This window comes from Kitasatospora sp. GAS1066B (genome assembly GCF_041262605.1).
GTDB lineage: Bacteria > Actinomycetota > Actinomycetes > Streptomycetales > Streptomycetaceae > Kitasatospora.
This window is the reverse complement of record NZ_JBGCCO010000001.1, coordinates 289,641-310,699: the sequence shown is the minus strand read 5'-3', so window position 1 is coordinate 310,699 and position 21,059 is coordinate 289,641. Positions and strand designations below refer to the sequence as shown.

Annotated in this window: 22 protein-coding genes and 1 pseudogene; 6 read left to right on the top strand and 17 right to left on the bottom strand. The window is 73.0% G+C overall.

Going from position 1 to position 21,059, the window contains the following annotated elements; translation table 11 throughout:
- Positions 1-24: 24 nt before the first annotated feature.
- From ABH937_RS00800 to ABH937_RS00770, 7 genes are all read right to left on the bottom strand, one after another.
- On the bottom strand, positions 25-291 hold the full coding sequence (locus ABH937_RS00800) for a DUF6295 family protein (RefSeq protein ID WP_280689113.1): 267 nt from the start codon (positions 289-291) through the stop codon (positions 25-27).
- A gap of 2 nt (positions 292-293) precedes the next feature.
- Positions 294-1,037 (bottom strand): dienelactone hydrolase family protein, encoded by a 744-nt coding sequence (locus tag ABH937_RS00795; RefSeq protein WP_370216768.1) that lies wholly within the window; start codon positions 1,035-1,037, stop codon positions 294-296.
- A gap of 82 nt (positions 1,038-1,119) precedes the next feature.
- The gene (locus tag ABH937_RS00790) at positions 1,120-3,948 is read right to left on the bottom strand and encodes an RNA repair domain-containing protein (protein ID WP_370216767.1); all 2,829 of its coding nucleotides are present in this window, start codon (positions 3,946-3,948) and stop codon (positions 1,120-1,122) included.
- Positions 3,948-5,792: an RNA ligase family protein gene (locus ABH937_RS00785; protein ID WP_370216766.1), complete on the bottom strand. Its 1,845-nt coding sequence runs from the start codon at positions 5,790-5,792 to the stop codon at positions 3,948-3,950. Before ABH937_RS00785 ends, ABH937_RS00790 begins: the two co-directional genes overlap by 1 nt.
- A gap of 76 nt (positions 5,793-5,868) precedes the next feature.
- Complete coding sequence (locus ABH937_RS00780; protein WP_370216765.1) at positions 5,869-7,362, bottom strand: cytosine permease; 1,494 nt, start codon at positions 7,360-7,362, stop codon at positions 5,869-5,871.
- Positions 7,363-7,559: 197 nt separating this feature from the next.
- Positions 7,560-7,916, bottom strand: a complete 357-nt coding sequence (locus ABH937_RS00775; RefSeq protein WP_370216764.1) for a hypothetical protein — start codon at positions 7,914-7,916, stop codon at positions 7,560-7,562.
- 4 nt (positions 7,917-7,920) lie between these two features.
- Positions 7,921-9,018 (bottom strand): hypothetical protein, encoded by a 1,098-nt coding sequence (locus ABH937_RS00770; RefSeq protein ID WP_370216762.1) that lies wholly within the window; start codon positions 9,016-9,018, stop codon positions 7,921-7,923.
- Positions 9,019-9,595: 577 nt separating this feature from the next.
- Here ABH937_RS00770 and ABH937_RS00765 point away from each other — a divergent pair.
- On the top strand, positions 9,596-10,012 hold the full coding sequence (locus ABH937_RS00765; RefSeq protein WP_370216761.1) for an ATP-binding protein: 417 nt from the start codon (positions 9,596-9,598) through the stop codon (positions 10,010-10,012).
- On the top strand, positions 10,009-10,167 hold the full coding sequence (locus ABH937_RS00760) for a hypothetical protein (RefSeq protein ID WP_280689103.1): 159 nt from the start codon (positions 10,009-10,011) through the stop codon (positions 10,165-10,167). The genes ABH937_RS00765 and ABH937_RS00760 overlap by 4 nt, the downstream gene beginning before the upstream one ends.
- Positions 10,168-10,173: 6 nt before the next feature.
- Here ABH937_RS00760 and ABH937_RS00755 read toward each other — a convergent pair whose 3' ends face one another.
- A complete protein-coding gene (locus ABH937_RS00755) occupies positions 10,174-10,644 on the bottom strand; it encodes an anthrone oxygenase family protein (protein WP_370216760.1) in 471 nt (156 codons plus the stop codon).
- An 86-nt stretch (positions 10,645-10,730) separates the two neighbouring features.
- On the opposite strand from ABH937_RS00755, the gene ABH937_RS00750 reads away from it, so the two are divergent.
- The gene (locus ABH937_RS00750; RefSeq protein ID WP_370216758.1) at positions 10,731-11,429 is read left to right on the top strand and encodes a TetR family transcriptional regulator; all 699 of its coding nucleotides are present in this window, start codon (positions 10,731-10,733) and stop codon (positions 11,427-11,429) included.
- Positions 11,430-11,653: 224 nt separating this feature from the next.
- On the opposite strand, the gene ABH937_RS00745 is transcribed toward ABH937_RS00750, so the two are convergent.
- The gene (locus tag ABH937_RS00745) at positions 11,654-12,232 is read right to left on the bottom strand and encodes a TetR/AcrR family transcriptional regulator (RefSeq protein WP_370216757.1); all 579 of its coding nucleotides are present in this window, start codon (positions 12,230-12,232) and stop codon (positions 11,654-11,656) included.
- A gap of 90 nt (positions 12,233-12,322) precedes the next feature.
- On the opposite strand from ABH937_RS00745, the gene ABH937_RS00740 reads away from it, so the two are divergent.
- Both ABH937_RS00740 and ABH937_RS00735 read left to right on the top strand, forming a co-directional pair.
- Positions 12,323-12,769 carry an anthrone oxygenase family protein gene (locus ABH937_RS00740; protein ID WP_370216756.1) on the top strand — a complete coding sequence of 149 codons (447 nt, stop codon included), beginning with the start codon at positions 12,323-12,325 and terminating at the stop codon, positions 12,767-12,769.
- A 353-nt stretch (positions 12,770-13,122) separates the two neighbouring features.
- Positions 13,123-13,407, top strand: a pseudogene (locus tag ABH937_RS00735) (N-acetyltransferase family protein); the annotation flags it as partial.
- Here the strand turns inward: ABH937_RS00735 and ABH937_RS00730 are convergent.
- The 4 genes from ABH937_RS00730 to ABH937_RS00715 all read right to left on the bottom strand — a co-directional run bounded on the left by ABH937_RS00730 (position 13,346) and on the right by ABH937_RS00715 (position 17,186).
- Complete coding sequence (locus tag ABH937_RS00730; protein WP_280689097.1) at positions 13,346-13,918, bottom strand: HAD domain-containing protein; 573 nt, start codon at positions 13,916-13,918, stop codon at positions 13,346-13,348. The pseudogene ABH937_RS00735 and the gene ABH937_RS00730 sit on opposite strands and share 62 nt — an antisense overlap.
- A 109-nt stretch (positions 13,919-14,027) precedes the next feature.
- Positions 14,028-15,773 (bottom strand): hypothetical protein, encoded by a 1,746-nt coding sequence (locus ABH937_RS00725; protein WP_370216755.1) that lies wholly within the window; start codon positions 15,771-15,773, stop codon positions 14,028-14,030.
- On the bottom strand, positions 15,770-16,510 hold the full coding sequence (locus tag ABH937_RS00720) for an ABC transporter ATP-binding protein (protein ID WP_280689095.1): 741 nt from the start codon (positions 16,508-16,510) through the stop codon (positions 15,770-15,772). Before ABH937_RS00720 ends, ABH937_RS00725 begins: the two co-directional genes overlap by 4 nt.
- A gap of 187 nt (positions 16,511-16,697) precedes the next feature.
- A complete protein-coding gene (locus ABH937_RS00715) occupies positions 16,698-17,186 on the bottom strand; it encodes a glutathione peroxidase (RefSeq protein WP_280689094.1) in 489 nt (162 codons plus the stop codon).
- 267 nt (positions 17,187-17,453) lie between these two features.
- Here ABH937_RS00715 and ABH937_RS00710 point away from each other — a divergent pair, with 267 nt between their 5' ends.
- Positions 17,454-17,759: a hypothetical protein gene (locus ABH937_RS00710; RefSeq protein ID WP_280689093.1), complete on the top strand. Its 306-nt coding sequence runs from the start codon at positions 17,454-17,456 to the stop codon at positions 17,757-17,759.
- Between the two features lie 92 nt (positions 17,760-17,851).
- Here the strand turns inward: ABH937_RS00710 and ABH937_RS00705 are convergent, their stop codons facing one another.
- The 4 genes from ABH937_RS00705 to ABH937_RS00690 all read right to left on the bottom strand — a co-directional run bounded on the left by ABH937_RS00705 (position 17,852) and on the right by ABH937_RS00690 (position 21,054).
- Positions 17,852-18,079, bottom strand: coding sequence for a hypothetical protein (locus tag ABH937_RS00705; RefSeq protein WP_370216753.1), 228 nt, complete (start codon positions 18,077-18,079; stop codon positions 17,852-17,854).
- Positions 18,080-18,102: 23 nt separating this feature from the next.
- On the bottom strand, positions 18,103-19,119 hold the full coding sequence (locus ABH937_RS00700; protein WP_370216752.1) for an NAD-dependent epimerase/dehydratase family protein: 1,017 nt from the start codon (positions 19,117-19,119) through the stop codon (positions 18,103-18,105).
- On the bottom strand, positions 19,116-19,772 hold the full coding sequence (locus tag ABH937_RS00695) for a ScbR family autoregulator-binding transcription factor (RefSeq protein ID WP_280689091.1): 657 nt from the start codon (positions 19,770-19,772) through the stop codon (positions 19,116-19,118). Before ABH937_RS00695 ends, ABH937_RS00700 begins: the two co-directional genes overlap by 4 nt.
- A gap of 274 nt (positions 19,773-20,046) precedes the next feature.
- Positions 20,047-21,054, bottom strand: a complete 1,008-nt coding sequence (locus tag ABH937_RS00690) for an ADP-ribosylglycohydrolase family protein (RefSeq protein ID WP_370216858.1) — start codon at positions 21,052-21,054, stop codon at positions 20,047-20,049.
- Positions 21,055-21,059 lie beyond the last annotated feature (5 nt).

Here is a 21,059-nt window from a genome sequence, read left to right as displayed (position 1 = left end):
GGGCGTACAGGCCCTAGGACGGCCTCAGACCGTCAGCTCCGGCGGGGCCGCCGCCAGCGCCTCCTGGATGGCGGCCACCAGTCGGCGGGCCGACTCGGCCGTCAGCTCCAGCGCGACTCGCGCGGACGGCCCCTTGGACGGGTCGCTGAGGTCGATGTTGACCGTGTGCTCGGCCATCGCGTGCACCGGGTGGTCGAAGTACACGGCCAGGTCGGAGACGCGCAGCCAACTGCCGCCCGCGCCCTTGGCGCTGCCGTCGATCTCGTCCTTGACGGTCAGGTAGGTGCACATGGTCAGGCCTCCAGGTGCGTGCCGAAGAAGGCGGCGATCCGCTCCCACCCGTCGTTGGCGGCGGCCACGTTGTACGCGGGGCGGTCCACCGCGAAGAAGGCGTGGCCGGCGTCGGGGTAGGTGTGGAACTCGAAGTCCTTGCCGTCGCGGGTGAGGATGCTCTCCAGCTCCGCCACCTGCTCGGGGCCGGGGAACTGGTCGGTGGCGCCGAACAGACCGAGCAGCGGGGTACGCAGTGCGGGGAGCTGGTCGACCAGGTTGGTGACCTTCATCGGGAAGCCCTCCGGCGGGGTGCCGGTGACGAACGCCCCGTAGCAGTCCACCGCCGCGTCGAGGTCCAGGTGGCAGGCCGCCAGCACGGACTGGCGCCCGCCCGAGCAGTGGCCGATCACGCCGACCTTCCCGTTGGCGCCGGGCAGCGAGCGCAGGTACGCGGCCGCGCCGGCGACGTCGCCGACCAGCCGCTCGTCCGGCACCCCGCCGGTCGCGCGCACGGCCGCGGCCGCGTCGTCGGGGGCGGCACCCGGAGCCTCGCGGAAGTACAGGTTGGGGCAGATCGCGTCGTAGCCGAGTTCGGCGAAGCGGCGCACCATCTCCTTGGTGGCCCTGTCGTAGCCGGGCATGTGATGGATGACGACGACGCCGCCGCGCGACCGCGCCTCGTCCGGGCGGGCGAGGTAGGCCTCGATCTCATCGCCGTCGTGGCCGGGGAACTTGACGGTGGAAGCGGTCATGGAATCACTCATGCGTCAGCTATACCACGTCGAAATCGCCGCCTCGGCGGCGCGTTGTCCGACCAGGTCCGCTGCGCCCTGCTGACGCCGCGAGTCAGCGCAGCGTCGGCACCGCCCCGCACTCCGCCCACTCGACCGTGACCCCCGGCAGGCCCCGGGTCCAGCGCTCGGCGAGGTCGGCGAGGCGGGCGCGGTCCGGCGGGGTGCGGCCCAGGCCGATGGCGTAGCGGGTGACAGGCGGGCCGGACTCGAAGGGGCGAGGCCAGGCGTGCAGGTCCGGGGCGCCCGCTTCGGCGAGGGTGGTGAGCAGCGCGCGCAGCCGGCCGCGGGTGCGGCCGAGGGTCTCGGCGAAGTCCTCGCCAGTGGTCTGACGGATCGTCAGGATCGCCCAGGCCGGATGGCGGCGGTGCAGCGGCGGGGGAGCGAGCAGCTCGGGCCAGGGGTCGGTCGTCGAGGTCTCCAGCAACTCCCAGGCGCGGTAGAGCTCCTGGCTCAGCAGCTCCAGGCCGCCGGCGCCGACCTGCTCGGTGCAGCTGCGCACCGGGCGGGTGGGGGTCGCCACCGACGGCGCGCCGTGCCAGTCGTGGGCGGCCCAGTCGGCGAAGAACCGGGTGCGGAGCACCAGATCTGACGATTCGTCAGTTTCGTGTACGGTCTTGGCTGCCAGGACCGCCCAGGCCAGACCGGGCAGGCCGCCGAACGGCGCCGAGTCGAGCCCGCGCGCCTTCGCCCAGGCCTTCACCTGCCTGGCGAGCCGCGCGAATTGGGCGTGCCGGTCCCCGACGGCGGTGTCCCCGACAGCGGCGCGCAGCGCGTCCGCGTCGCTGACCGCGCTCAGCGCGATCGCCGCCGCCTCGCCCAACTCGTCGCGCCGGGCGACCGCTTCGGCGGGGGCGAGGGAGCCGGTGGCGACCACCGCCAGGTCCACGTCGAGCGGGTCGACCCGCAGGCGCAGCCCGGGGACCCGGGCGCCGGTCACCGGTCGCAGTCCGGTGGCCTCGGGGAGGGCGGCCGCCACCCGGGCGCGGAGCTCGGCCAGGTCGACGACGCCCGGCAGGGCGGCCACCAGGTCCAGGTCGGCGCCGGGCAGCGCGCAGCCCATCCGACGGGATCCCGCGGTGTGCACGACGCCCTCGGGGAGAGCCGCCGACAGGCGCGCGGCGATCCGCTCGGCGGTGTGGTCGTCCTCGGCGGCCGCGGTGGTCGCGGCCGCGCCGTCCTCCGCTGCCCAGCGCACCACCCCCGTCCCCAGTTCCACCGTCGCCCGCACCCGCATCGGCTCGGCGCCCCGGCGGGAGAGCAGCACCAGCTCGCCGACCTGCGCGGACAGGTCGCCAAGCGCTGCGGCGCAGGCGGCGGCGACCGGCTGCGGATCCGCGCTGCGCCCCAGCGACAGGTGCGGGGTGAAGCCCGTGGCGCGGCCGTGGCAGCGCGGGAAGCGGGCGGTCAGGGCCTGGTGCAGCGCGTGCCACGGCGCTTCGCCGTTCGCGGCCGGGTCGAGCCAGACGGTGGCGTCCTCGCGATGGCCGAAGGTGTGGACGCCCGCCAGCCGGGCGGCGAAGGGGGCGACCTCGGCGGCCGCCGAGGCCAGCAGCGGGGCTGCGCGCTCGAACTCGGACTCGGGGACGAAGCCGAAGAGCAGGTTGACGTGCGGCGGCCAGCGCCGCAGCTGCGGGTCGTAGCGCTGCCGCAACTGCTGGATCGCGGGCCACAGCTCGGCCGGCGGCAGCCAGGCCAGCGCGGTGCGCGCCGTCGGCGCGAGGTCCAGCACCTCGTGCGGCTCGGCTCCGTCCAGGCTCAGTTCCGCCGCCACACCGTAATGGTCCGACACGAAGAGCCCGTCCGCCGTCGGCCTGTCGCCCAGCAGCGCGGCCGCGGTCACGGTGAGCGCACCGCCGGCGCGCAGCAGGACGCGGTCGAGCCGCGCGGCGCGCCCGGTCAGCGAGGAGACGGCGGCCAGCGGGTTGGCGACCGGGTCGAAGGTCGGCGTCCGGTCGGCCGGGCCGTGCGCAGCCGTCCAGGCGTCGCGCAGGCCGAGCGCGGTGGCCGGGGCCGCGCCGCCGTCGTTGAAGTCGCCGACCAGCACCAGCTCGCCGTCCACGCCGGCCAACCCCTGGGCCAGCTCGCCCAGTTCGGCTCGGCGCCGGTCCGCACCGCGCGCCGAGTGGTCGCTGCTCAGGTGGGTGGCGGCCAGGACGACCGGGCCGGCGGCGGTGTCGACGGTGATCGCGGTGACCGCCTTGTGCGGGCCGAGCACGTGGTAGCCCGCCTCGCGCACCGGCAGCCGGCTGAGCAGCAGCAGGCCGCTCTGCTCGACGTCCCGGCCGCTCGGGTGGGCGCCCACGGCGTAGTCCGCCCGTACCCAGGGCTCGGCGAGCAGCCGGCCGAGCAGCTCGGCCTCGACCTCCTGGAGCGCGATGACGTCGGCGTCGGCCTGCCGCAGGGCCGCCAGCAGCAGCGGGCGGCGGCGGGCGGTGTCGATCCGGTCGCCGTCGTAGCGGTCCCAGAGGGTGTTCCAGGTCAGCACGCGCAGCGTCGGGCTCGTGGGCGGCGTCGGGCCGGTCGGCGGGGGCGGGGCCGTCGGCGCGGTCGGGCCGGCGTCCGGGCGCCACCCGCCGTCCGGCTGCCAGCGGTGCGGGGTGCGCGCGGCGAAGTACGGGGCCCGCAGACGGCGTGGTTCGCGGGCCCGGCCGGCCGGCGAGGAGTCGATGCGGTCCACGCCCGTGGCGCGGTCCCAGACCAGCTCGCCGTCCGCCTCGATGAAGAGCACCCGGTGCCAGGGGATGTCGCCGCCGGGCACGAAGGCGGGCAGCGGGACCCGCTTGGGTGCGGCCTCGCGGCGGCTGACCCCGAGGACGAACCGGGCCGGGTCGAACTGCGGGTCCCAGCGCACCCGGTGGTAGATCTGCTCGCTGGTGCGCATCAGGGGCGCTCCTCTCCGGTCGCGCTGGGCAAGGGCTTGTGCGGCGTCCCGTCGTACAGCGTCCCGTCGGTGTCCTCGACGGTGCCGCCGGCGCCCAGGTACCAGGTGCGGTGCGCCTGACCGGGGTAGGGCGGCCCGAACCGGTGCAGTTGCCCGGCCAGCACCTCGGCGGGCACCGGGTGGGCCCGGCGCGCGTTGCGCTCGGCCAACTCCGCCTCGTCCACCAGCGCCACCACGTGGGTGACCAGCGCGTCACGGCGCTGCGCGATCGTGTGCACCAGGGAGCGCTGCTGCTGGTTCAGCGACGTGGCGTCCCAGACCACCGTGCCGCCGCCGCTACTCGCGGCGGCCAGCGCGGCGTCCAGGCGGTCCAGGCCCTCGCGCAGCACGTCACTGTTGGCGCGCTGGTCGGCGCGAGAGCCGCGGGCCGCGCGCAGGTCGTCCAGCGAGATCCGGGCGTCGATCCCGCGCAGCCCGGCCGCGAAGCTGGTCTTGCCGCTGCCGGACGGTCCGACCAGCTGGATCAGCCGTGGGAACGCCCCGGAGCGCCAGCGCCAGGTGGCCGCCACCGCCTCGGCGACACCGCCCGCCGCGACACCGCCGAGGCGCCCGCGCGCGTAGGCCTCGCGTGCCTGGGCCCAGCAGCGGTCGGCGGCCGCCCCGTCCCGAGCGGTGAGCTCCGGACCGGCGGACTCCGGACCGGCGAACTCCTCGCGCAGGCCCGCCCGCAGCGCCTCGAACGGATCCGGGCCCAGCAGCCCGGCCTCCTCGGCGTGCAGCGCGGACCAGTCGACCTGCTCGCGCGCCTCGGCCGCCAGCGCGTCCGCGCGGCCGGCCAGCACCGCCCGGGACACCGCGTGCAGCACGCCGAGGTCGGCCGCGAGCGCGAGACTGCCGAGGCCGGCGCGCCGGTCCTCGTCCGGGTACGGGCGGTGCAGCGCGGCGTGCAGGCCGACCAGGTCGGCGATCCGGCGGGCCAGCGGCAGGCCGAGCGTGGCCGCCAGTCGGGGCGCCAGCCAGGCTCGGCGGCTGCCGTGCAGCACGGTGGCGAGGACGCCGGCGAGCCGGGCGTCGCCGGTGCGCCCGAGCAGGTCGAGCTGGTCGAGCGCGGCGGACACCTCGGCGACGGGCTGCTCCTCCGGGTTGGTCGGTGGCAGCCCCAACGCGGCCAGCAGCTTGGGAAGTTCGGGTGCGGCGCCGGAGCGCACCGCCCAGAGCGCGGCGCTCGGGCCCAGGCCGTTCTCGACCACGGCGGCGTGCATCCAGTGCGTGTCGGTCTGAACGTGCCGCGGGCGCACCCACTTGGCCACCCGCCGCCCGAACTCCGCGCGCGCGAAGCCCTCGACGGTGCGGACCACGTACCCCTCCTCGCGCGCCGGGTCCACCCGCAGCGCGCGCAGCGCCCGTTCGTCGAAGACCCCGCGCCACCGCACCCGGGGCGTCGGCACGCCGCTGCGGTGCAGGAAGCGGACCGTCGCGTCCCAGTCCAGGCAGTGGTCCCGCTCGTCCCAGACCGAGAAGCCGTAGAACCAGCTCGCCAACTCCCGGTACTCGATGGAGTGCTGGGCGAAGAGGTTCTCCCCGCAGATCCGCCAGCCCGGCGGGATCGCGCCGCCGATCCGCCCCTGCAGCCCCTTGACCCAGGCGCGGGACGGGTGGTGGCCGGAGTCCAGCGAGCGGGCGTGCAGGCCGTCGCGGTAGAGGGTGGTGTTCTCGCCGTCGAGCTTCTCGGTGACCACCACCTCGCGGCCGCGCAGTCCGGACAGCTCACCGACCCGCAGGTCGTCCGCCGTCACCCCCGGCGACCAGGGCAGATGCGGCGTGCGGGGATAGTGCACGCGCATGGTGATCCGCTCCTGGCGACGGTGGCAGTGGTGTGGCGCTCACTGTACGGAGCCGTCGGGGAGCGGAGCCATCGAATTACCGGGTGCTTTCCGCCAACTCCGGGGTGGTCGGCTCCGGGGTGCGCGTGGTCGCCGGCACAGGTACCGCCGGGGTCGGCGCCGAGCGCTTGGACAGTGCCACGTACAGCGCCCAGGCCACCGCGCCCGAGAGCAGGAAGCTCACGTCGATCCCGCCGGTCCAGTGCAGTACCGGCCCCTGGTAGACGGGGGTGTCGACCGCGCACAGCCCCACCACGCTGCCGACCGCCCAGGCCACCGTGGCCGGCACGTTCCAGCCCGCCCGGTACCAGTAGATCCCGCCCCGGCTGCGCTTGTTGAGCACCTGCAGCGACCCGCGGTCGTACTCGCCCTTGCAGCGCCGGAACCCGGTCAGGGTGATCACCGCCCACGGCGTGCCGATCGCGGTCAGGACCAGGACGAACGAGGTCACCGCGTCCTGCGCGTTCCACACGAAGTGCCCGGCGAAGACCAGCACGGTGGCCACCGCCGCGACCACGTAGGTGGCCTGCAGCCGGGTGGCCCGGGGCAGGATCGCGTCCAGGTCCAGGCCCATGCTGTAGAGCATCAGACCGGTGTTGCCCGCGCTGCCCATCAGGCCGTTGATCAGCAGCGGCACCAGGAACCAGGCGGGCGCGCCGGCCAGCAGCCCCGCCACGTAGTTGTTCCCGGCCCCGGTCGCCACCGCCGTGAAGGTGCCGAACAGCTGCGGGATCAGCATGCCGAGGAACATCCCGGCCGCGTTCGCCCAGTAGATCTTGCGACTGCTGTGCTTGATGGGCGACACGTACCGGGTGTAGTCACCGAGCAGCGTGATGAAGGCGATCGGGCCGCTCAGGCCGGCCGAGACCACGGCCAGCAGCCAGGTCTGCCAGAAGCCGCCCAGCAGGTAGTGGCCGTGCGCGGAGCCGTTGAAGTGCGGCAGGTAGGCGAAGAGGCCCAGCAGCAGCAGGATCGACATCGACCACATCAGCAGCTTTTCCATCTTCAGCAGCAGCCGGTAGCCGAAGACGGCCGCCGTCGCGCTGAGCACCGCGAGCACGGTGTAGGTCGCCACGTACGCGGGCCCGTGGGCCGGCAGGCCGACCAGCCGGTTCAGCGCCCCGACCACCACGTCGCCGCCCACCCAGAGCGCCAGCGCCGTGTACCCGAGCGAGAGCAGCAGCCCCACCAGTGACCCGATCAGCCGCCCGCGCACCCCGAAGTGCGCCCCGCTGCTGGTCGACAGGTTGGTCGCGGTGCGCAGCGAGATCAGCGCCAGCGGCGTCACCAGCACGATCCCGAGGATGGTGCCGACCACGAGCGAGGTGCAGCTGGCCCAGAAGGAGAGCCCGAAGGAGACCGGCAGCCAGCCGAAGACCACGACGCCGAAGGCGAGGTTCGACCCGATCAGGATGCTCAGCACGTCACGCGGGGTGCTGGTGCGCTCCGCCTCGGGGATGGTGTCCACACCGTGCTGCTCGACGAGTGCGTGTCCCCCCGGGGAGCTCTGCTGGGCTGAGTCGTTCGTCATGGGCGCCTTCCTGGACAAGCGGACTGCCGGGCACCGTATGAGCAGAAACCCGCCAGGTCACCCATCATTCGGGCGTTAACGGGCTTGCGACCACGCCCGATCGTCCATAGACGGTCCGGGAATGTCTGATTTTTCCGTGTACTCCTCCTAAACGGATGATCCGTCCCGGCTGCTCGCGGGTTTCGCGGATCTGCCCGTCAGACGCTCCGCTCGATCCGCTCGAAGATGTCCGCGTCGGTCTCCTGCTGCCAGGCCGGCAGGTCGTCCCAGTCGGCGACGTAGCCGGGCTTCGGGCTCTCGATGTGCTTGTGGATCTGAGCGATCCAGCAGAGAGCGACGAACCGGCCCTTCTGCTCCCGGCTGAGCCTGGCGGTGCTGCCGGCGCTGACCTGGACGAAGCCGCGCACCTGGCCGTACACGGCGGCGGCGCACTGCCGCTCCCAGTCGGGCGCCTCGTCCCACGGCGTGACGTAGCCGGGCTTGGGCTCGCCCGGGTAGTGCTTGGTGACACCGGCGATCCAGGCTTCGCGGAAGATGCGGCCGTCGTTCGTCATGTGGTCATCCATTTCGTCGGGCGACGCGGGAGAGCGCCGAGATCTGGTGGTGCAGGTTTGAGACCCGGCCATCCGCCATGAGCGGGCCAAGGTGTGTCTGAAGCCCTTCGAGTCTCTTCGCGAGGAACCCGGAGCCCGTGAGGCTTGCCAGCTCGATCGCGGCGCTGCCGTACTGCATCACTTGGTCGAGGTCGCCACGTTCGGCACCGAGAGCTGCGAAGGAGGCGAGAACGGCACCGCGCCGTCGTGGGGACAGCGCTTGCCGCAGGGCCGCTGTCAGCGCTTGCTCGGCGAGGTCAGGGCGTCCGAGTTCGAGGTAGCAGGTGCCGCGGTCCTCAGCGAGTCGGGAGCCGTCGAACCGCAACCAGCCGCCGTTGTGGATCCCGCTGCCCAGCGAGTGGACCTCGTCGGCGCGGTCCAATGCTCGGTTGCACGCATCCAGGTCTCCCAGCCCCGCGTACGCCTCCGCCTGGACGGCGGCAACCCAATGCCGGGTGGAGAGCCGGCTGTCCCCGTGTTGTGCGACGCGAGCTGCCGCCGAGAGTATCGGCGCGGCCACAGTGAACCGGCGCTCGTACAGCTCGATGAACGCATGCCGAGTCATGGCACAGGCCCACAGGTCGTGGTTCCCAGCTTCTTTGGCGGCGCTGGCTGCGAGCAGGTAGCAGTGTGCGGCGTCGGTGTACCGATTTCCGTCGAAGAAGATCTCGCCGGCCAACTGGTAGGGGTCACCGGTCCAGGCGCACAGTTGCGTCCGCTCCTTCTCGGTTCGGGCTTCGCGTAGCTGCCGGGCGAGGACTTGGAGGTGACGGTGCACCAGCGGGTACACGGTCTGCTTGGAGTCCGCGAGGGAGAAGGTCTTCCACAGGTGGGAATTCAGCGTCTCGGCAGCGGTCGAGTCCAACTCAGTGTGGCTGGCGCTCGGTTCTACGCTGCTGCGCGGCAGGACGATCAGCGCACCGGTGATGGTCAGCAGGCCCAGGGCGTCGCGGCGTTTCATATCGTCAGCATCACCGATGTCCAGGAGAGTCTCAGGGGTGGTGGCGCCCGCAGGTGACGGATGCTGGGGCTTGAGCAACTCCTCCAGCTCGGCGGAGGTCACCTTCAGGAGCTTGGCGATCTTGGGTCGCAGGTACGGCCGTGGTGAGGCCTTGTTGTTCTCCCAGCGCACAACTGTAGAAGCGGCCAGGCCGAGAGCGAGATACGCCGGTCCGCAAGACGATTGCGCTTGGTTGCCGTCCCACCCACCTCCGTCGTAGAAGACGTGCCCAACGTCAGCGCCGCCAATGCCTGGAAAACGCCTGCGGAGCGCCTGAACTCTGCTCTGGGAAACGGTAACTGATAGCGATTCACCGTCCGTCTGTGGTGACCCGTCGACCTTCTCCGGCGGCTCGGGTACATCGCATCCACCAACGCTCTACGGAGACGCCGATGAACTCCCCCTCCCGGCACCGATCCCCTCATCCCTGGAATCTGACCAGCGGTTCCGCAGCACTGGCCAACGACCGCGGGAGTCTGTTGCCGCAGCGGATCCCGGCGCGATCGTCCCCTGGCGGTGCGCTCCAGACCGCCGACCGGATGCTGCTGGACGAGCACCGCAGCGCGCATGGCCGGTGTGTCCGTTGCGAGTGCGTGTGGCCGTGCATGGTGACGATCGCGGCCAGGAGCAGGAGGTCGGCGTGACCGACTTCTCCACCATCGAGACTCTCCACGTCGGCGCCGAGGCCGACGCGGTGGCCCAGGCCCGGCGCTGGATCGCTGCGCTCCTCCGGGAACGGGAACTACCGCTGTCGCGGGATGCCGTGGCCAACGCGCTGCTGTGCGCCAGCGAGGTCATCACCAACGCCCTGGTCCACGCGGGCGGTGAGTGCTGGGTGCGCGCCGAGTGGACCGGATCGCACCTCAGGATCGAGGTGACCGACCGTTCGCTCCGGCTGCCCGCGATGCTCACGCCCGAAATCGAGCGGGGCTCGGGGCGAGGCCTCGCCCTGGTCGGCGCCCTCGCGTACTCATGGGGGTGGGAGCCGAGGGAGCTGGGCAAGGCGGTGCACTTCGTGGTCGCCGCCGACCTCGCGCTCACGGCGGTCACCGCGTGAGCGAGCAGCAGCCGTTCTGCACCTTCACTGTCAGCAAGTTGGACGAGAACGGCGAGCTGGTCGAGGTGGAGCGTGAGGAGTACTCGGGCGACGACCGCCTGAGCTACGCGCCGCGCTACAAGTCCTGGCCGCTGTGCGAGGACCCTCAGATGTGATGAGCCTCAGGCGAGTTGCAGCCCGACGCTGGTCAGGAAGAGCGCGAAGGCCGCGCTCGCCGCGCAGGTGCGCGCGGTGTCGAGGCGTTCCCAGTGGCGGATGATCGCCGGTGCGTCGGCCGGGGGTGTGTCGAGCTGCCAGTCCAGGATGCCGATGTTGATCGGGACGGTGCCGGCGAACGTCACCACGGTCCAGCCGAGCAGCGCTGCCATGGCCGCGAGTTGGGCGGTGAAGCCGGTGCCGCCGCCGTGTCCGGTGGTGCCGTTCCAGGCCGTTGCGGCGATGCCCGTGAGCATCGTCGGGAGGTAGACGGCGGGCACCGCCACCCGCAGGGTGCGGATCAGGGCCTGGCGCAGCTGGATCGAGGAGGGCGGGTCGAGCACGCCGATGGTCGAGCGGACGCCGAAGCGGACCACGAACTCGGCGCCCGCCAGCAGTCCGGCGAAGAACAGGTTGATCAGTTCGAGGGTGTGCATGATCTGCCTCCCGGCTTCGGCTTCATTGCTGCCACTAGAAAATTACAGTAGCAGAAAAAATACCGAGGCCCGACTATCCTTGACGCATGAGCGCACGAACAGTGGACTGGGCCGCCCTGCGTGAACCGAGGGGCGAGGCCTCGGGTGCGGAGGGGCTGCGCGAGCGCAAGAAGCGCGCCACCCGCCAGCAGTTGACCGACACCGCGACGGAGATGTTCCTGGAGCGGGGGTTCGACGCCGTGCGGGTCTCGGAGATCGCCGAGGCGTGCTCGGTCTCCGAGAAGACGGTGTTCAACTACTTCCCGACCAAGGAGTCACTGGTCCTGGACCAGCCGGAGGCCACGATGGCCGCGCTGCGGACCGACCTGGCCGACCCCGGGACGGCGCCCATGGCGGCGGTGCTGCGCATCCTGGCCGACGAACTGGGCGCGCTGACCGGCTGGTTGGCCGCGCAGGACGATCCGGAGCTGGCCGTCGGACAGGTCCAGCGGTTCGCGGCCCTCATCCAGGGCACGCCGGCCTTGCGCAGCTACCAGCGGGAGATGACGGACCGTCTGATCGCAACGGCCGCAGAGGCGTTGGCGCGGCGGAGCGGCGGCGCACCGGGCGACCCGGAGCCGCAGATCGCCGCGACGGCGCTGCTCGGGCTGTGGCCCGTCCAGTACCGGGCGCTGCGGAAGTACTTGGGCGGGTCGGTGACCCCGGCGGAGGTCGGGGACGCCGTCACGGCCGACGTCCACCGGGCGGCGCGGCTGCTCGACGCCGGGCTGGGCACCTTCGGGTGACGCTGTGTCGACCGAAGGTGCCCAGCCCGGCGCTGCGCTGGCGCAATGCCGATGCCCGCCCCCGACGTCCTGGCCGCGCAACGCCGCGAACGAGCCCGCATCCGCGGCGAAGGGGGCATTCGCCGGGGCGGACGGCCTGCGGCTGCGCCGCGTGGGCGCGGGTGACCAAGAGAGCGATGCCGCAGGCAGGCAGCTCCCGGCCGCGCGCCCGCCGGGGTGGTGTGTCAGATCGCGGCGAGCCGGTCCACCAGCAGTTCCACCCTGGCCTCGGTGTCCTGCGGCGGCAGCCGTCCCGCCCGGGTCAGGGTCGCGAGCCCGTGCAGGGACGCCCAGAACACCTCGGTGAACAGCCCCGGGTGGACGCCGTCCCCGGCGACCTCGCCCAGGCTCTCCAGTAGCGCGGCGAAGCCGTCCTTGAGGGGTTCCGGGGTGTCCTCGCGCGCGAATGCCAGGCCGCCGTCGAGCTGGAACATGGCGTCGTAGACCGCCGGGTTGCGTTCGGCGAAGTCCAGGTAGGCGCGGGCGAGGGCGGCGACCCGCTTGTGCGGGCCGTCCTCGGCTCGGGCCGCGGCCCGCAGCGCCGCGGCCATCTCGGCGGCGCCTTCGAGGGCGACGGCGCCGATGATCTCGCGCTTGCCGCGGAAGTGGCTGTAGAGGACGGGCTGGCTGTACTCGATGCGCTCGGCGAGCCGGCGGGTGGTGACCGCGTCCCAGCCCTGCTGCTCGGCGAGTTCGCGGGCCACCGCCACGATGAGGCGCTCGCGGCCCGCCCGTTCACGCTCCTTGCGTTCCTGTACCGACATGATTCGATCCTAGCATCGCTAGACAAGCAAGCGGCAGCAGTACTAGCGTTGCCTCATCATCTAGCGGCACTAGATTCCGAGAGGGTCATCATGCTCAACGCACTCGAGGTCCTCACCACCGTGGTAGTCGGCGTGATGGTGGGGGTGGAATTCTCCGTCGCCTTCGTCATCAACCGGATCCTCAACGCACTCCCCGATGACAGTGGCCAACTCGGCCGCGCGCACGGGGGCCGGATGCTCGGCGCCGTGATGCCGGTCTGGTACATCACCTCGCTCGTCCTCGTCGCGGTCTGGGCCATCGCCAGATGGCACCACCACGGCACCGGCCTCCTCGTCATCGCTGCCGCGCTGCTGATCCTCAGCGTGATCATGTCGATCCTGCTGCTCGTCCCGATCAACAACCGGAACAAGACGTGGACCCCCGAGAACCGGCCCGCCGACTGGAAGGAGCAGATGAACCGCTGGGAACGCTTCCACTACGCCCGCGTCGCCGTCATCATCGCCGCCTTCGCCCTGCTGGTCGCCGCCCTCACCTGAGCCCGCGGGCTCACCCGCCCGGTCGTCAGCCGCAACCGCTCGGCCGTGCGCCCGAAGTGCCGTGAGGGCTCTGTCCGGCGCTTCGGTGCCCGCGGCACCGCCACCTACATCTACATCCAGGACCCGGACACCAACACAAATCCGTTGTGGCCGAGCTGGCGCGCCCGGTAGCTGGCCCCGGCCGTCCGACCTGCGTGCGGCGTCGACGAGAAGGAGCTGTGCGGCACGTGTCGATTCGCATCACAGCGTTGACCGACCCCGACGCGGGTTCCACCAGCCGCCGCCTGGCGTGGCTCGGGTCGACGGCCGATGGCGGGCCGGTCGCATCGGCCTTCCTACGGGCGGGCGGGGGTCGGCACGCGGTTGCTGCGATCGTCGGCTTCACCGAGCTGGTCGTCCCGGGTGACGGCCGGGGCGACGCGCAGCACTACGGGACCGGCGTGCTGCCCGAGCACCGTGGGCACGGCCTCGGGCGCTGGATGAAGGCGGCGGCGATCCGGCAGGTGATCGAGCAACACCCGGATCTCGAAGGACTGTTGGCGGACACCGCGGCGAGCAACCGGCCGATGCGGGCGATCAACGAGGAGCTCGGCTATCGGCCGACGCACAACTCGCTGCTGTACCAGCTCGATCTGTAGCGACCGCATCGCGCAGCCAGGCGTCCAGCGTCGCGAAGTCCGGTTCGGTGAGGCCGAGTCCGGGGTCGACGCGGTGCAGCAGGGCTGGGGCCGGGTGGTGTGCGGTGACCCAGTGGCGGTCGGCGTCGGTCATCTCGTCGTCCACCCAGGCGAAGGGGCGGCCGGCGGCGCAGGCGAGCAGGGTGCGGGTCTTCCAGTGCAGCCCGGCCCGCTGGTCCAGGGCGTCCTGCTCGGCCAGCTCGGACCACTCCACCACGGGCAGTTGCGGCAGGCCGAGCAGGGGCCCGAGGCGCTCGTTCGCCTCCTCCTGCCAGGCGGTCGCCCAGACCAGGGTGCACGGCAGGGCGGCCAGTCGCGGGCCGAGCGCGGGGTCGAGGCGCGCGAGCAGCGGGTTCGCATCAGGGCTTGCGGTGGGGGCCGGGCGGTACGGAGGCTGGTACGTCGGCCCGAAGGGCAGGAGCGGGCCGTCGACATCGAGGAAGAGCAACGGGCGCTCGGCGGAAGCGGTCACGCTCGCACGATAGCGCGGCGCGAGACTTCGCTGAACGGTCGACCAACCGCGGCGGCCCAGGGTGAGGCTCTGTCGCCTGCTCACCCCGGACCGCCGCCGCCAGCGTTCGCTAGCCGTCCTGCCGGGCGGCCGGTCGGGAGAGGCCGGTCAGTTCGGTGGCCCGGGTCCGTGCCCACCACAGCAGGGCGGCCGCTGCCAGGACGCCCACTCCGGCCGCCTGGCCGCAGGTCGCGATGGTGTCCGCGCGCAGCGCCTGGGCGAAGGGCAGGGTGAGCGCGAGCACGGCCGCCGCCGGGCCCGCCGCGTACCAGGCGGTGAAGAGGAAGAGGCCCAGGCCGCCGGAGGAGGGCGACTTGTACATCAGGTCGCGCCGCATCACGCCCCGGCAGGTGTTCACCAGGCCCGCGGCCACCAGGGCCGGCACCACGGCGGGTGCCAGCCAGACGGTCGGGCCGGCGCCCGCCACCGTCGCCGCGGCGGCGCCGGCGAGTGCGATCAGCACGCCGGCCAGGGTTGGCACGATCGCGTGGCGCAGCATGAGGTCGGCGAACGGGTAGGGCGACCAGGCGGCCCGGCGCACGTCGTCCGTCTCGATCCGGGCCGGCTCCAGCAGTTGGGCGACGGCCAGGTAGCCGAAGACCAGCGCGACGGCCGTGGTCGGCACCGACGGCTTGCTGCCGATCCCGTGCGCCAGTGCGGCGCAGAGCACGGCCGGCACCGTGAGCAGCGCCGCCCGGCCGAGCCGGGCGGGGGAGCGGAGCAGTGCGGTGGCGTCCCGCCAGGGCACCACCAGCCAGGTGTGGCGCGGCATCGGCAGCCGGACCCGCAGCCGCCGGGTGCTTCCCGAGGCGCCGGAGACCGCCAGCCGGGCGGCTCGCAGCTCGACCGTGCGCAGGGCGGCCAGCACTCCCGCGGCCGTCCTGGCCCGCTCGCGCAGCCGGCCCAGCGGCACCGAACCGGCGGCCCGGTCGGCGAGCAGCAGGCCGGCGGCGGTGCTGCCGAGCAGCAGGGCGGCCGCCACCCAGGCACCCGGCACCGACCCCCGGGTCGGCGCGAGGGCGGCGATCCCGGCCCAGCCCCACGGCCCGGACCACAGCTCGACCAGTTCCAGCCAGTGCACCCGGTGCCCGGCCACCGCCAGCCCGCTCTGCGCGGCGAGCAGCAGCACCAGCAGCGTGGCGACGGGGGTGAGCCGCCGGACCCAGCGGGCGGCGGTGTCGTTGCGCTCCACCAGCAGCCCGGCGCAGGTGGCCAGCAGCGGCAGGCAGGCCCCGCCGAGCAGGGACCAGCCGAGCGCGGCCGGCAGCCCGACGCGCAGCAGCAGCCCCAGCGCCACCATCGCGCCCACCGCCGTCACCAGGCCCGGGAAGAGCGCCAGGCCGCAGGAGAGCCAGAACCACGGGCGCAGCACCGGGCGCGGGCGCACCGGGTGGGCGAGCAGCCAGTCGGTCGCCGCCCGGGGCGGCACCACCGGACCGCGCCAGAGCCCGTCGCGGACCGCGAGCAGCACGACGGCCAGCCCGACGGCCGCTATGCCGCTGGGCATCGCCGCGAGCAGGTCGCCGCCGTGGCCGGTGTAGTCGGCGCCCATCGAGGCCTGGAGGAAGAGACCGAGACTGGGTACCCCGCCCCAGATGATCAGCATGAGCAGGACGCAGTAGAGCGCGAAGCCGACCTGCTTGGCCCGGTTCAGCCGGTGCGGTGCCCGCAGCGTGCGGAGCAGGGCGAGGGTCTCGTCGGTCCAGTCGTCCTCCTCGCCCCAGCCGTCACCGGCGGGGGCCGGGTCCAGGGCCGCTTCGGTCCCGTCCTCGGCGGGCCGTGCTTCCCGCGATGCCGTGTCGGACTCGGCGGTCACCGGGTACCCACCGCGTCGCCCTGGCCGGGAACCTGCCCCAGTACCTTGCCCGGCGCGCCCTGGGCGATGATCCGGCCGTCCTCCAGCATCACCACCCGGTCCGCCAACTCCCGTGCCAGGTCCGTGTGATGGGTGACCAGCAGGACTGCCACGCCGTCCGCCAGCTCGGCCCGCAGCAGGTCGGCGAGCCGCCGCCGGGCGTCCGGGTCAAGCCGCTGCTCCGGCTCGTCGAGCAGCAGCAGATCGCGCGGCCGGACCAGCGCGCAGGCCAGCAGCAGCGCCTGCAACTGCCCCGAGGAGAGCGCGGAGGGCAGCGCGTCGGCCCGCTCGGTGAGCATCCGGTCGTCCAGCACCTGCTGCACCCAGTTCCGGGCGTCGGCCACGCCGTGCGCGACGGCGACCAGCAGCAGGTGCTCGCGCACGGTCAGGTCGGGATAGTGCGCGACCGTGTCGCCGACCACCGCGACCCGGGCCCGGATCCGCGGGTCGTTCTCGTCCATCGGGAGTCCGTCGAAGTGGACCGTGCCCTTGGTCGGCAGGTCACGCCCGGCCGCGACCCGCAGCAGGGTCGACTTGCCCGAGCCGTTGTGGCCGAGCAGCGCGACGCACTCACCGGCCGCCAGCGCGAGGTTCACCGGGTGCAGCACCTCACGGTCACCGTAGGAGCGGCTCACCCCGGTCAGTTTCAGCAGGGCCGGGCGCGTCGTGGTGCGCGCTGCGGCGGATTTCTTGGCCATCCGGACGGAGTCCTCTCGAGGTAAGCGTCCGGCCAGCCTAGCGACCTGAGATCGGGGATCGCCGGGGCGGACGGGACGGAGGGCTCGCCGGTCTGTTCTCGTCCCCGGGCTGCTGATCATCGCCTTGGCGGGCTGAGCGGTGGACCTCGGGGCCCGGGCGGTGACCGCGAGGTCCACTACGCACGGCTCAGGCGGGCAGCAGGGCCTCGATCGCGGCCACCAGCTCCGCGTCCGCCGGCTCGGTGCGCGGCCGGAACCGTGCGACCGCGGTGCCGGTGGGCGAGATCAGGAACTTCTCGAAGTTCCACTGCACGTCCCCCGCCTCACCGGCGGCGTCGGCGAGCTCGGTCAGCTCCTGGTACAGCGGGTGCCGGCCCTCGCCGTTCACCTCGATCTTCGCCAGCATGGGGAAGGAGACGCCGTAGTTGACCGCGCAGAAGGTCTGGATCTCCTCAGCGGTGCCCGGCTCCTGCCCCCCGAACTGGTTGCACGGCACGCCCAGCACCGTGAACCCGCGCTCCGCGTACTGCTGCTGCAACTGCTCCAGCCCGGTGTACTGCGGGGTCAGCCCGCACTTGGAGGCCACGTTCACCAGCAGCACCGCCTTGCCCGCGAACTCGGCGAGGGTGGTGGGCTGTCCGGTCAGGGTCTGCAGGGGGATGTCGGCGAGTGACATGGTGGCCTCCGGGTCATGGGTCGAGCGGGCTGAAGGTGCTGGAGGTCCTTTCTATCAGCGGCTCTCGGACGGCCGGGGACCGGCGGTGGACGAGTCCGTCCGGGCGCCGGAACGTCGCTCCGCGTGCGCGCGTGTCCGGATAGGGGACGCGTAGGGGACGGATAGGGGGCTGGCGGCCGGTTCCCCGGGTTGGCCCACCGGGAGTCAGGGGGAAGCATGAGCGGCGGTAGGACAAGCCATATCCCGTGAAAGATCAAGGAGTTGACGTTGCGTCACCGCATTCTGGCCACCCTGGCCGCCGGGGCCACCCTCGCGCTCGCGCCGATGGCGACCGCCGCTGCCTCCGCCGCCACCACCCCGACCACCGTCACCGCTGATCAGTGCTTCAACAACCATGGCTTCTACGGTGGTTACAACAGCGCCGGCAAGGCGTTCTGTTCGGGCGGCAGCTACAACGGCATCCCGTTCGACAAGGACCCGGGCCAGGCCTGGTGCCCGGACGGTCAGCACATCGTCTTCCGCTACCTGGAGGGCCTGTTCTGCGTTCCGGACGTGCCGAACAGCGGGGGCTGAGTCAAACCCGCCGGAACTCGGCCGAGTTGGCAGCCGTGCAGTGGGCCGGGACGGCCACTGCGCGGCTGTTCCGGTGGCCGGCGGTTTCGGGCTCAGCGGCGCGGCGGCCTGGCAGCGGGCCCGGCCGGGCCCGAGCGTTCGGCGTGTTCGGCGATGGTGCGGGCGGCTTCCGCGGGCAGGTCGAGGTACGGGGCGAGCCAATCGGCGTGGTGGCCCTGGAGCGAGAGCAGGTAGGCGGTCTGGACCCGTGCGTCGTAGGCGACCTCGGGCGAGGTGGTGGTCGCGAAGTCGTTGGGGTCGAGGAGGTACAGCCGGGACACGCCAACTCTAGACCGCTGGATCTCTAGACCGCCGGATCGCAGGCGCGAGCTGCCGAGCGCCCTTCCGAACGAGTTCCTGACGTGCTGATCCGAAGGTGGTCCCGGTACCACGCGGCTGCCGAGTCGAGGCGGGCCAGTGGCCCCGGCCCGGGCGGGCAGTCGAGCCGTTGCCAGGCGCGGTCACTGCGGTAGTAGTGGTCGCGGCCCAGCAGGACGAACTGGCGCTCGCTCACCCATCCGTCGGTGGACCGTAGCCGGCGCAGGCAGTCGGGCCACGGCAGGTCGGCTGCCAGGGGTGGCAGCAGGTCGTGTTCGGCGAGCGCCGCCAGCAGGTCGCGATTGCGCACCGGCGCCGGGTGGCCCGCGTGGTAGACGCCGGTGACCGGGCGCGGTGCCAGCGCGGCGGCGGTGAGCAGTCGGGCCAGGTCCTCGACCGCGACCACCGACAGCAGGGCCTGCCCGCCGTCCCAGTGGGCCGGCACCCGTCGGACCAGATCCGCGAGTGCCGGCACCACCCAGCGGTCACCCGCGCCGAGGACCAGCCCGGCGCGCAGCACCAGGCCACCTGCGGCCAGCGTCGACGGCTCGCCGGCGAGCCGCGTGCGACTGGCCACCGAGCCCGGAGCGGGGGCCAGTTCGTCCTCGGCGGCGCCCCGGTGCGGGCCGCGGCCGTAGACCGCGACGGTCGAGAGTTGGACGAGCCGTGGCACGCCGGCCGCGCTCGCCCGCGCCATCAGGCTCGCGGTTCCCGCCCGGTTGACGGCGTCGGCCGTCGCCTCGTCCGGGCCCACGTACGAGGCGGCGTGCACCACCGCGTCCGCGCCCTCGAAGAGGCCGTGCAGCGATGCCGGATCGGTGAGATCCGCCGTCACCCACCGCACCCCGGGAGCGCGGTCGGCGTCGCTCGGCGGCGGGGTCCGGACGACCGCCCGCACTCGCACCGGACGGCCGTCGGGCTCGTGCGTCCGCCGCAGCGCGTCGAGCGTGGCCCCGCCGATGAACCCGCCGGCTCCGGTGAGGACGACCGTCCAGGGCCTCACCGGTTCACCCCGACACCGGCGGTGGCCCTCGCAGCCGTGGCGCCGGCATCGAGCGTCGAACGCAGCTGCGGCACCAGCTCCGCGACGGCGATCCCGGGTAGCAGGTAGCGCCAGAGCGCGGTGATCCGCTCGGGCAGATCCGCGCGCCCGGTGGCGATCTGCGAGAGCAGTTGGGTGCCGCTGAACGCCCCGACCAGCAGCCGGGCGAACTCCGGCCCATGCACCTCCGGCAGCAACTCGCCGCGCCGTCGCGCCGCCGCCAACTGCTGCTCGAACTCCGCGATCCACAGCTCGTACGCGGTGCCGTCCCGTAGCCCGAACGCCCCCTGCTCGACGGCCAATCGGACGCCGGCCCGGAACAGCACATTGTGCTGGAGCTGGCGGGCCAGGTCCCTGGTGATGTCGATCAGGCGGGCCAGCCCGTCCACGCCGGGCGGCAGTGCCAGATCGGTCGCCTGTGCGGCCATCACCGCCCTGGCCAGCGCTTCCTTGGACTCGAAGTGGAAGTAGAGCGCTCCCATGGTGGTGCCGGACCGCTGCAGGATCTTGTTGAGGCTGCTGCCGCTGAATCCCAGCTCGTCGAAGACCTCCGCCGCCGCGCGGATGAGCACGGCCCTGGTCCGGATCGCTCTCTCCTGCTTCGGCTCCGCCATCGAAGATCTCCCTCACGCCTCGATAAACAAAACGAGCATTCGTTACGTTATGCACGGCAAGTTCCTCACTGTACGAGAGAAGGGCTTGCCTCGAAGGATGCGAACGGCCTACGGGCCGGTACGGGTGGAGACTTCGTCACCTTGCCCGGCCGCAGCGGCCGGGAGCGCGGCGGACCGGGGCGGCCGGCGGGCATGGTTCGGCGCGCGGCGGCACTGCGGCCACCGCGCCGAACGGGCTCGAACGAGGGTCAGGACCGGGAGGCTGCTGGCCCCGCTACTTGCCGTCCCAGAGCGCGCCGAAGGCGAGCAACTCGTCGCGGTACTCGATCCGCCGCACCCACTCCTGCGGCCAGGCGTCCGCCCCGGCGTGGGCGCCGGCGAAGGCGCCGGTCAGGCAGGCGATCGAGTCGGAGTCACCGGAGGAGTAGGCAGCCCGGCGGACCGCCGCCACCGGGTCGTCGGGCAGCAGCAGGAAGCAGAGCAGTCCGGTGGCCAGGGCCTCCTCGGCGATCCAACCCTCGCCGGTGGCCAGGCAGGGGTCGGCGTCGAGGTCGGGGGCGGCGAGTGCCGCGTCCAGCCGGTCGAGCGCGTCCAGGCAGTCGTCCCAGCCCCGGGCGATGAACTCGGCGGCCGAGTGATCGTGTGCGCGTGACACCAGGTCGCCGAGCCAGAAGTCGTCGTACCTGGTCCGGTGGGCGAGCGCGTACGCCCGTAGCAGCCCGGGCAGTTCGGCGGGCGCCGCGCCTTCGGCCAGCAGCCAGACGGCGTGCGCGGTGAGGTCGCTGGCCGCCAGCGCGGTGGGGTGGCCGTGGGTCAGCGCGGACTGCAGCTGTGCGGCGCCGGAGCGCTGACGCTCCGTCAGGTCCGGCAGCAGGCCGATCGGGGCGACCCGCATGTTCGCGCCGCAGCCCTTGGAGCCGACCTGGCTGGCGTCCTGCCAGGGCCGGTCGGGCGCGCTGAGCAGCCAGCAGGCCTCCAGGCAGGTCCGGCCTGGACCGCGGTTGTTGTCGGGGGACTTCGACCAGTCGACGAATTCCTCGCGGACCGGCGGCGCCAGGCGCAACGGGGTGAGCGGGCCGCGGTCGAGCGCGGTGCGCAGGCCACGGGCCAGGGCCAGCGTCATCTGGGTGTCGTCGGTGACCAACGCCTGCTTCGGCAGCGGAAGTTCACGCCAGTCGGGCCAGTGCGACCTGATCAGCTCGAACGTCTTGAACTCGGTCGGCTTGCCCATCGCGTCCCCGATCGCCAGCCCGAGCAGTGCGCCGGTGGCGGGCCTCCGCAGCGCGC

What these genes read in the sequence shown, in the direction of transcription:
- ABH937_RS00785 (WP_370216766.1), bottom strand. Translation starts at nt 5,792, where the DNA reads ATGCGCGTGCACTATCCCCGCACGCCGCATCTGCCCTGGTCGCCGGGG.
- ABH937_RS00750 (WP_370216758.1), top strand. Translation starts at nt 10,731, where the DNA reads ATGAGCGCACGAACAGTGGACTGGGCCGCCCTGCGTGAACCGAGGGGC.
- ABH937_RS00800 (WP_280689113.1), bottom strand. Translation starts at nt 291, where the DNA reads ATGTGCACCTACCTGACCGTCAAGGACGAGATCGACGGCAGCGCCAAG.
- ABH937_RS00795 (WP_370216768.1), bottom strand. Translation starts at nt 1,037, where the DNA reads ATGAGTGATTCCATGACCGCTTCCACCGTCAAGTTCCCCGGCCACGAC.
- ABH937_RS00755 (WP_370216760.1), bottom strand. Translation starts at nt 10,644, where the DNA reads ATGCACACCCTCGAACTGATCAACCTGTTCTTCGCCGGACTGCTGGCG.
- ABH937_RS00695 (WP_280689091.1), bottom strand. Translation starts at nt 19,772, where the DNA reads ATGGCGGAGCCGAAGCAGGAGAGAGCGATCCGGACCAGGGCCGTGCTC.
- ABH937_RS00790 (WP_370216767.1), bottom strand. Translation starts at nt 3,948, where the DNA reads ATGCGCACCAGCGAGCAGATCTACCACCGGGTGCGCTGGGACCCGCAG.
- ABH937_RS00720 (WP_280689095.1), bottom strand. Translation starts at nt 16,510, where the DNA reads ATGGCCAAGAAATCCGCCGCAGCGCGCACCACGACGCGCCCGGCCCTG.
- ABH937_RS00745 (WP_370216757.1), bottom strand. Translation starts at nt 12,232, where the DNA reads ATGTCGGTACAGGAACGCAAGGAGCGTGAACGGGCGGGCCGCGAGCGC.
- ABH937_RS00740 (WP_370216756.1), top strand. Translation starts at nt 12,323, where the DNA reads ATGCTCAACGCACTCGAGGTCCTCACCACCGTGGTAGTCGGCGTGATG.
- ABH937_RS00780 (WP_370216765.1), bottom strand. Translation starts at nt 7,362, where the DNA reads ATGACGAACGACTCAGCCCAGCAGAGCTCCCCGGGGGGACACGCACTC.
- ABH937_RS00775 (WP_370216764.1), bottom strand. Translation starts at nt 7,916, where the DNA reads ATGACGAACGACGGCCGCATCTTCCGCGAAGCCTGGATCGCCGGTGTC.
- ABH937_RS00715 (WP_280689094.1), bottom strand. Translation starts at nt 17,186, where the DNA reads ATGTCACTCGCCGACATCCCCCTGCAGACCCTGACCGGACAGCCCACC.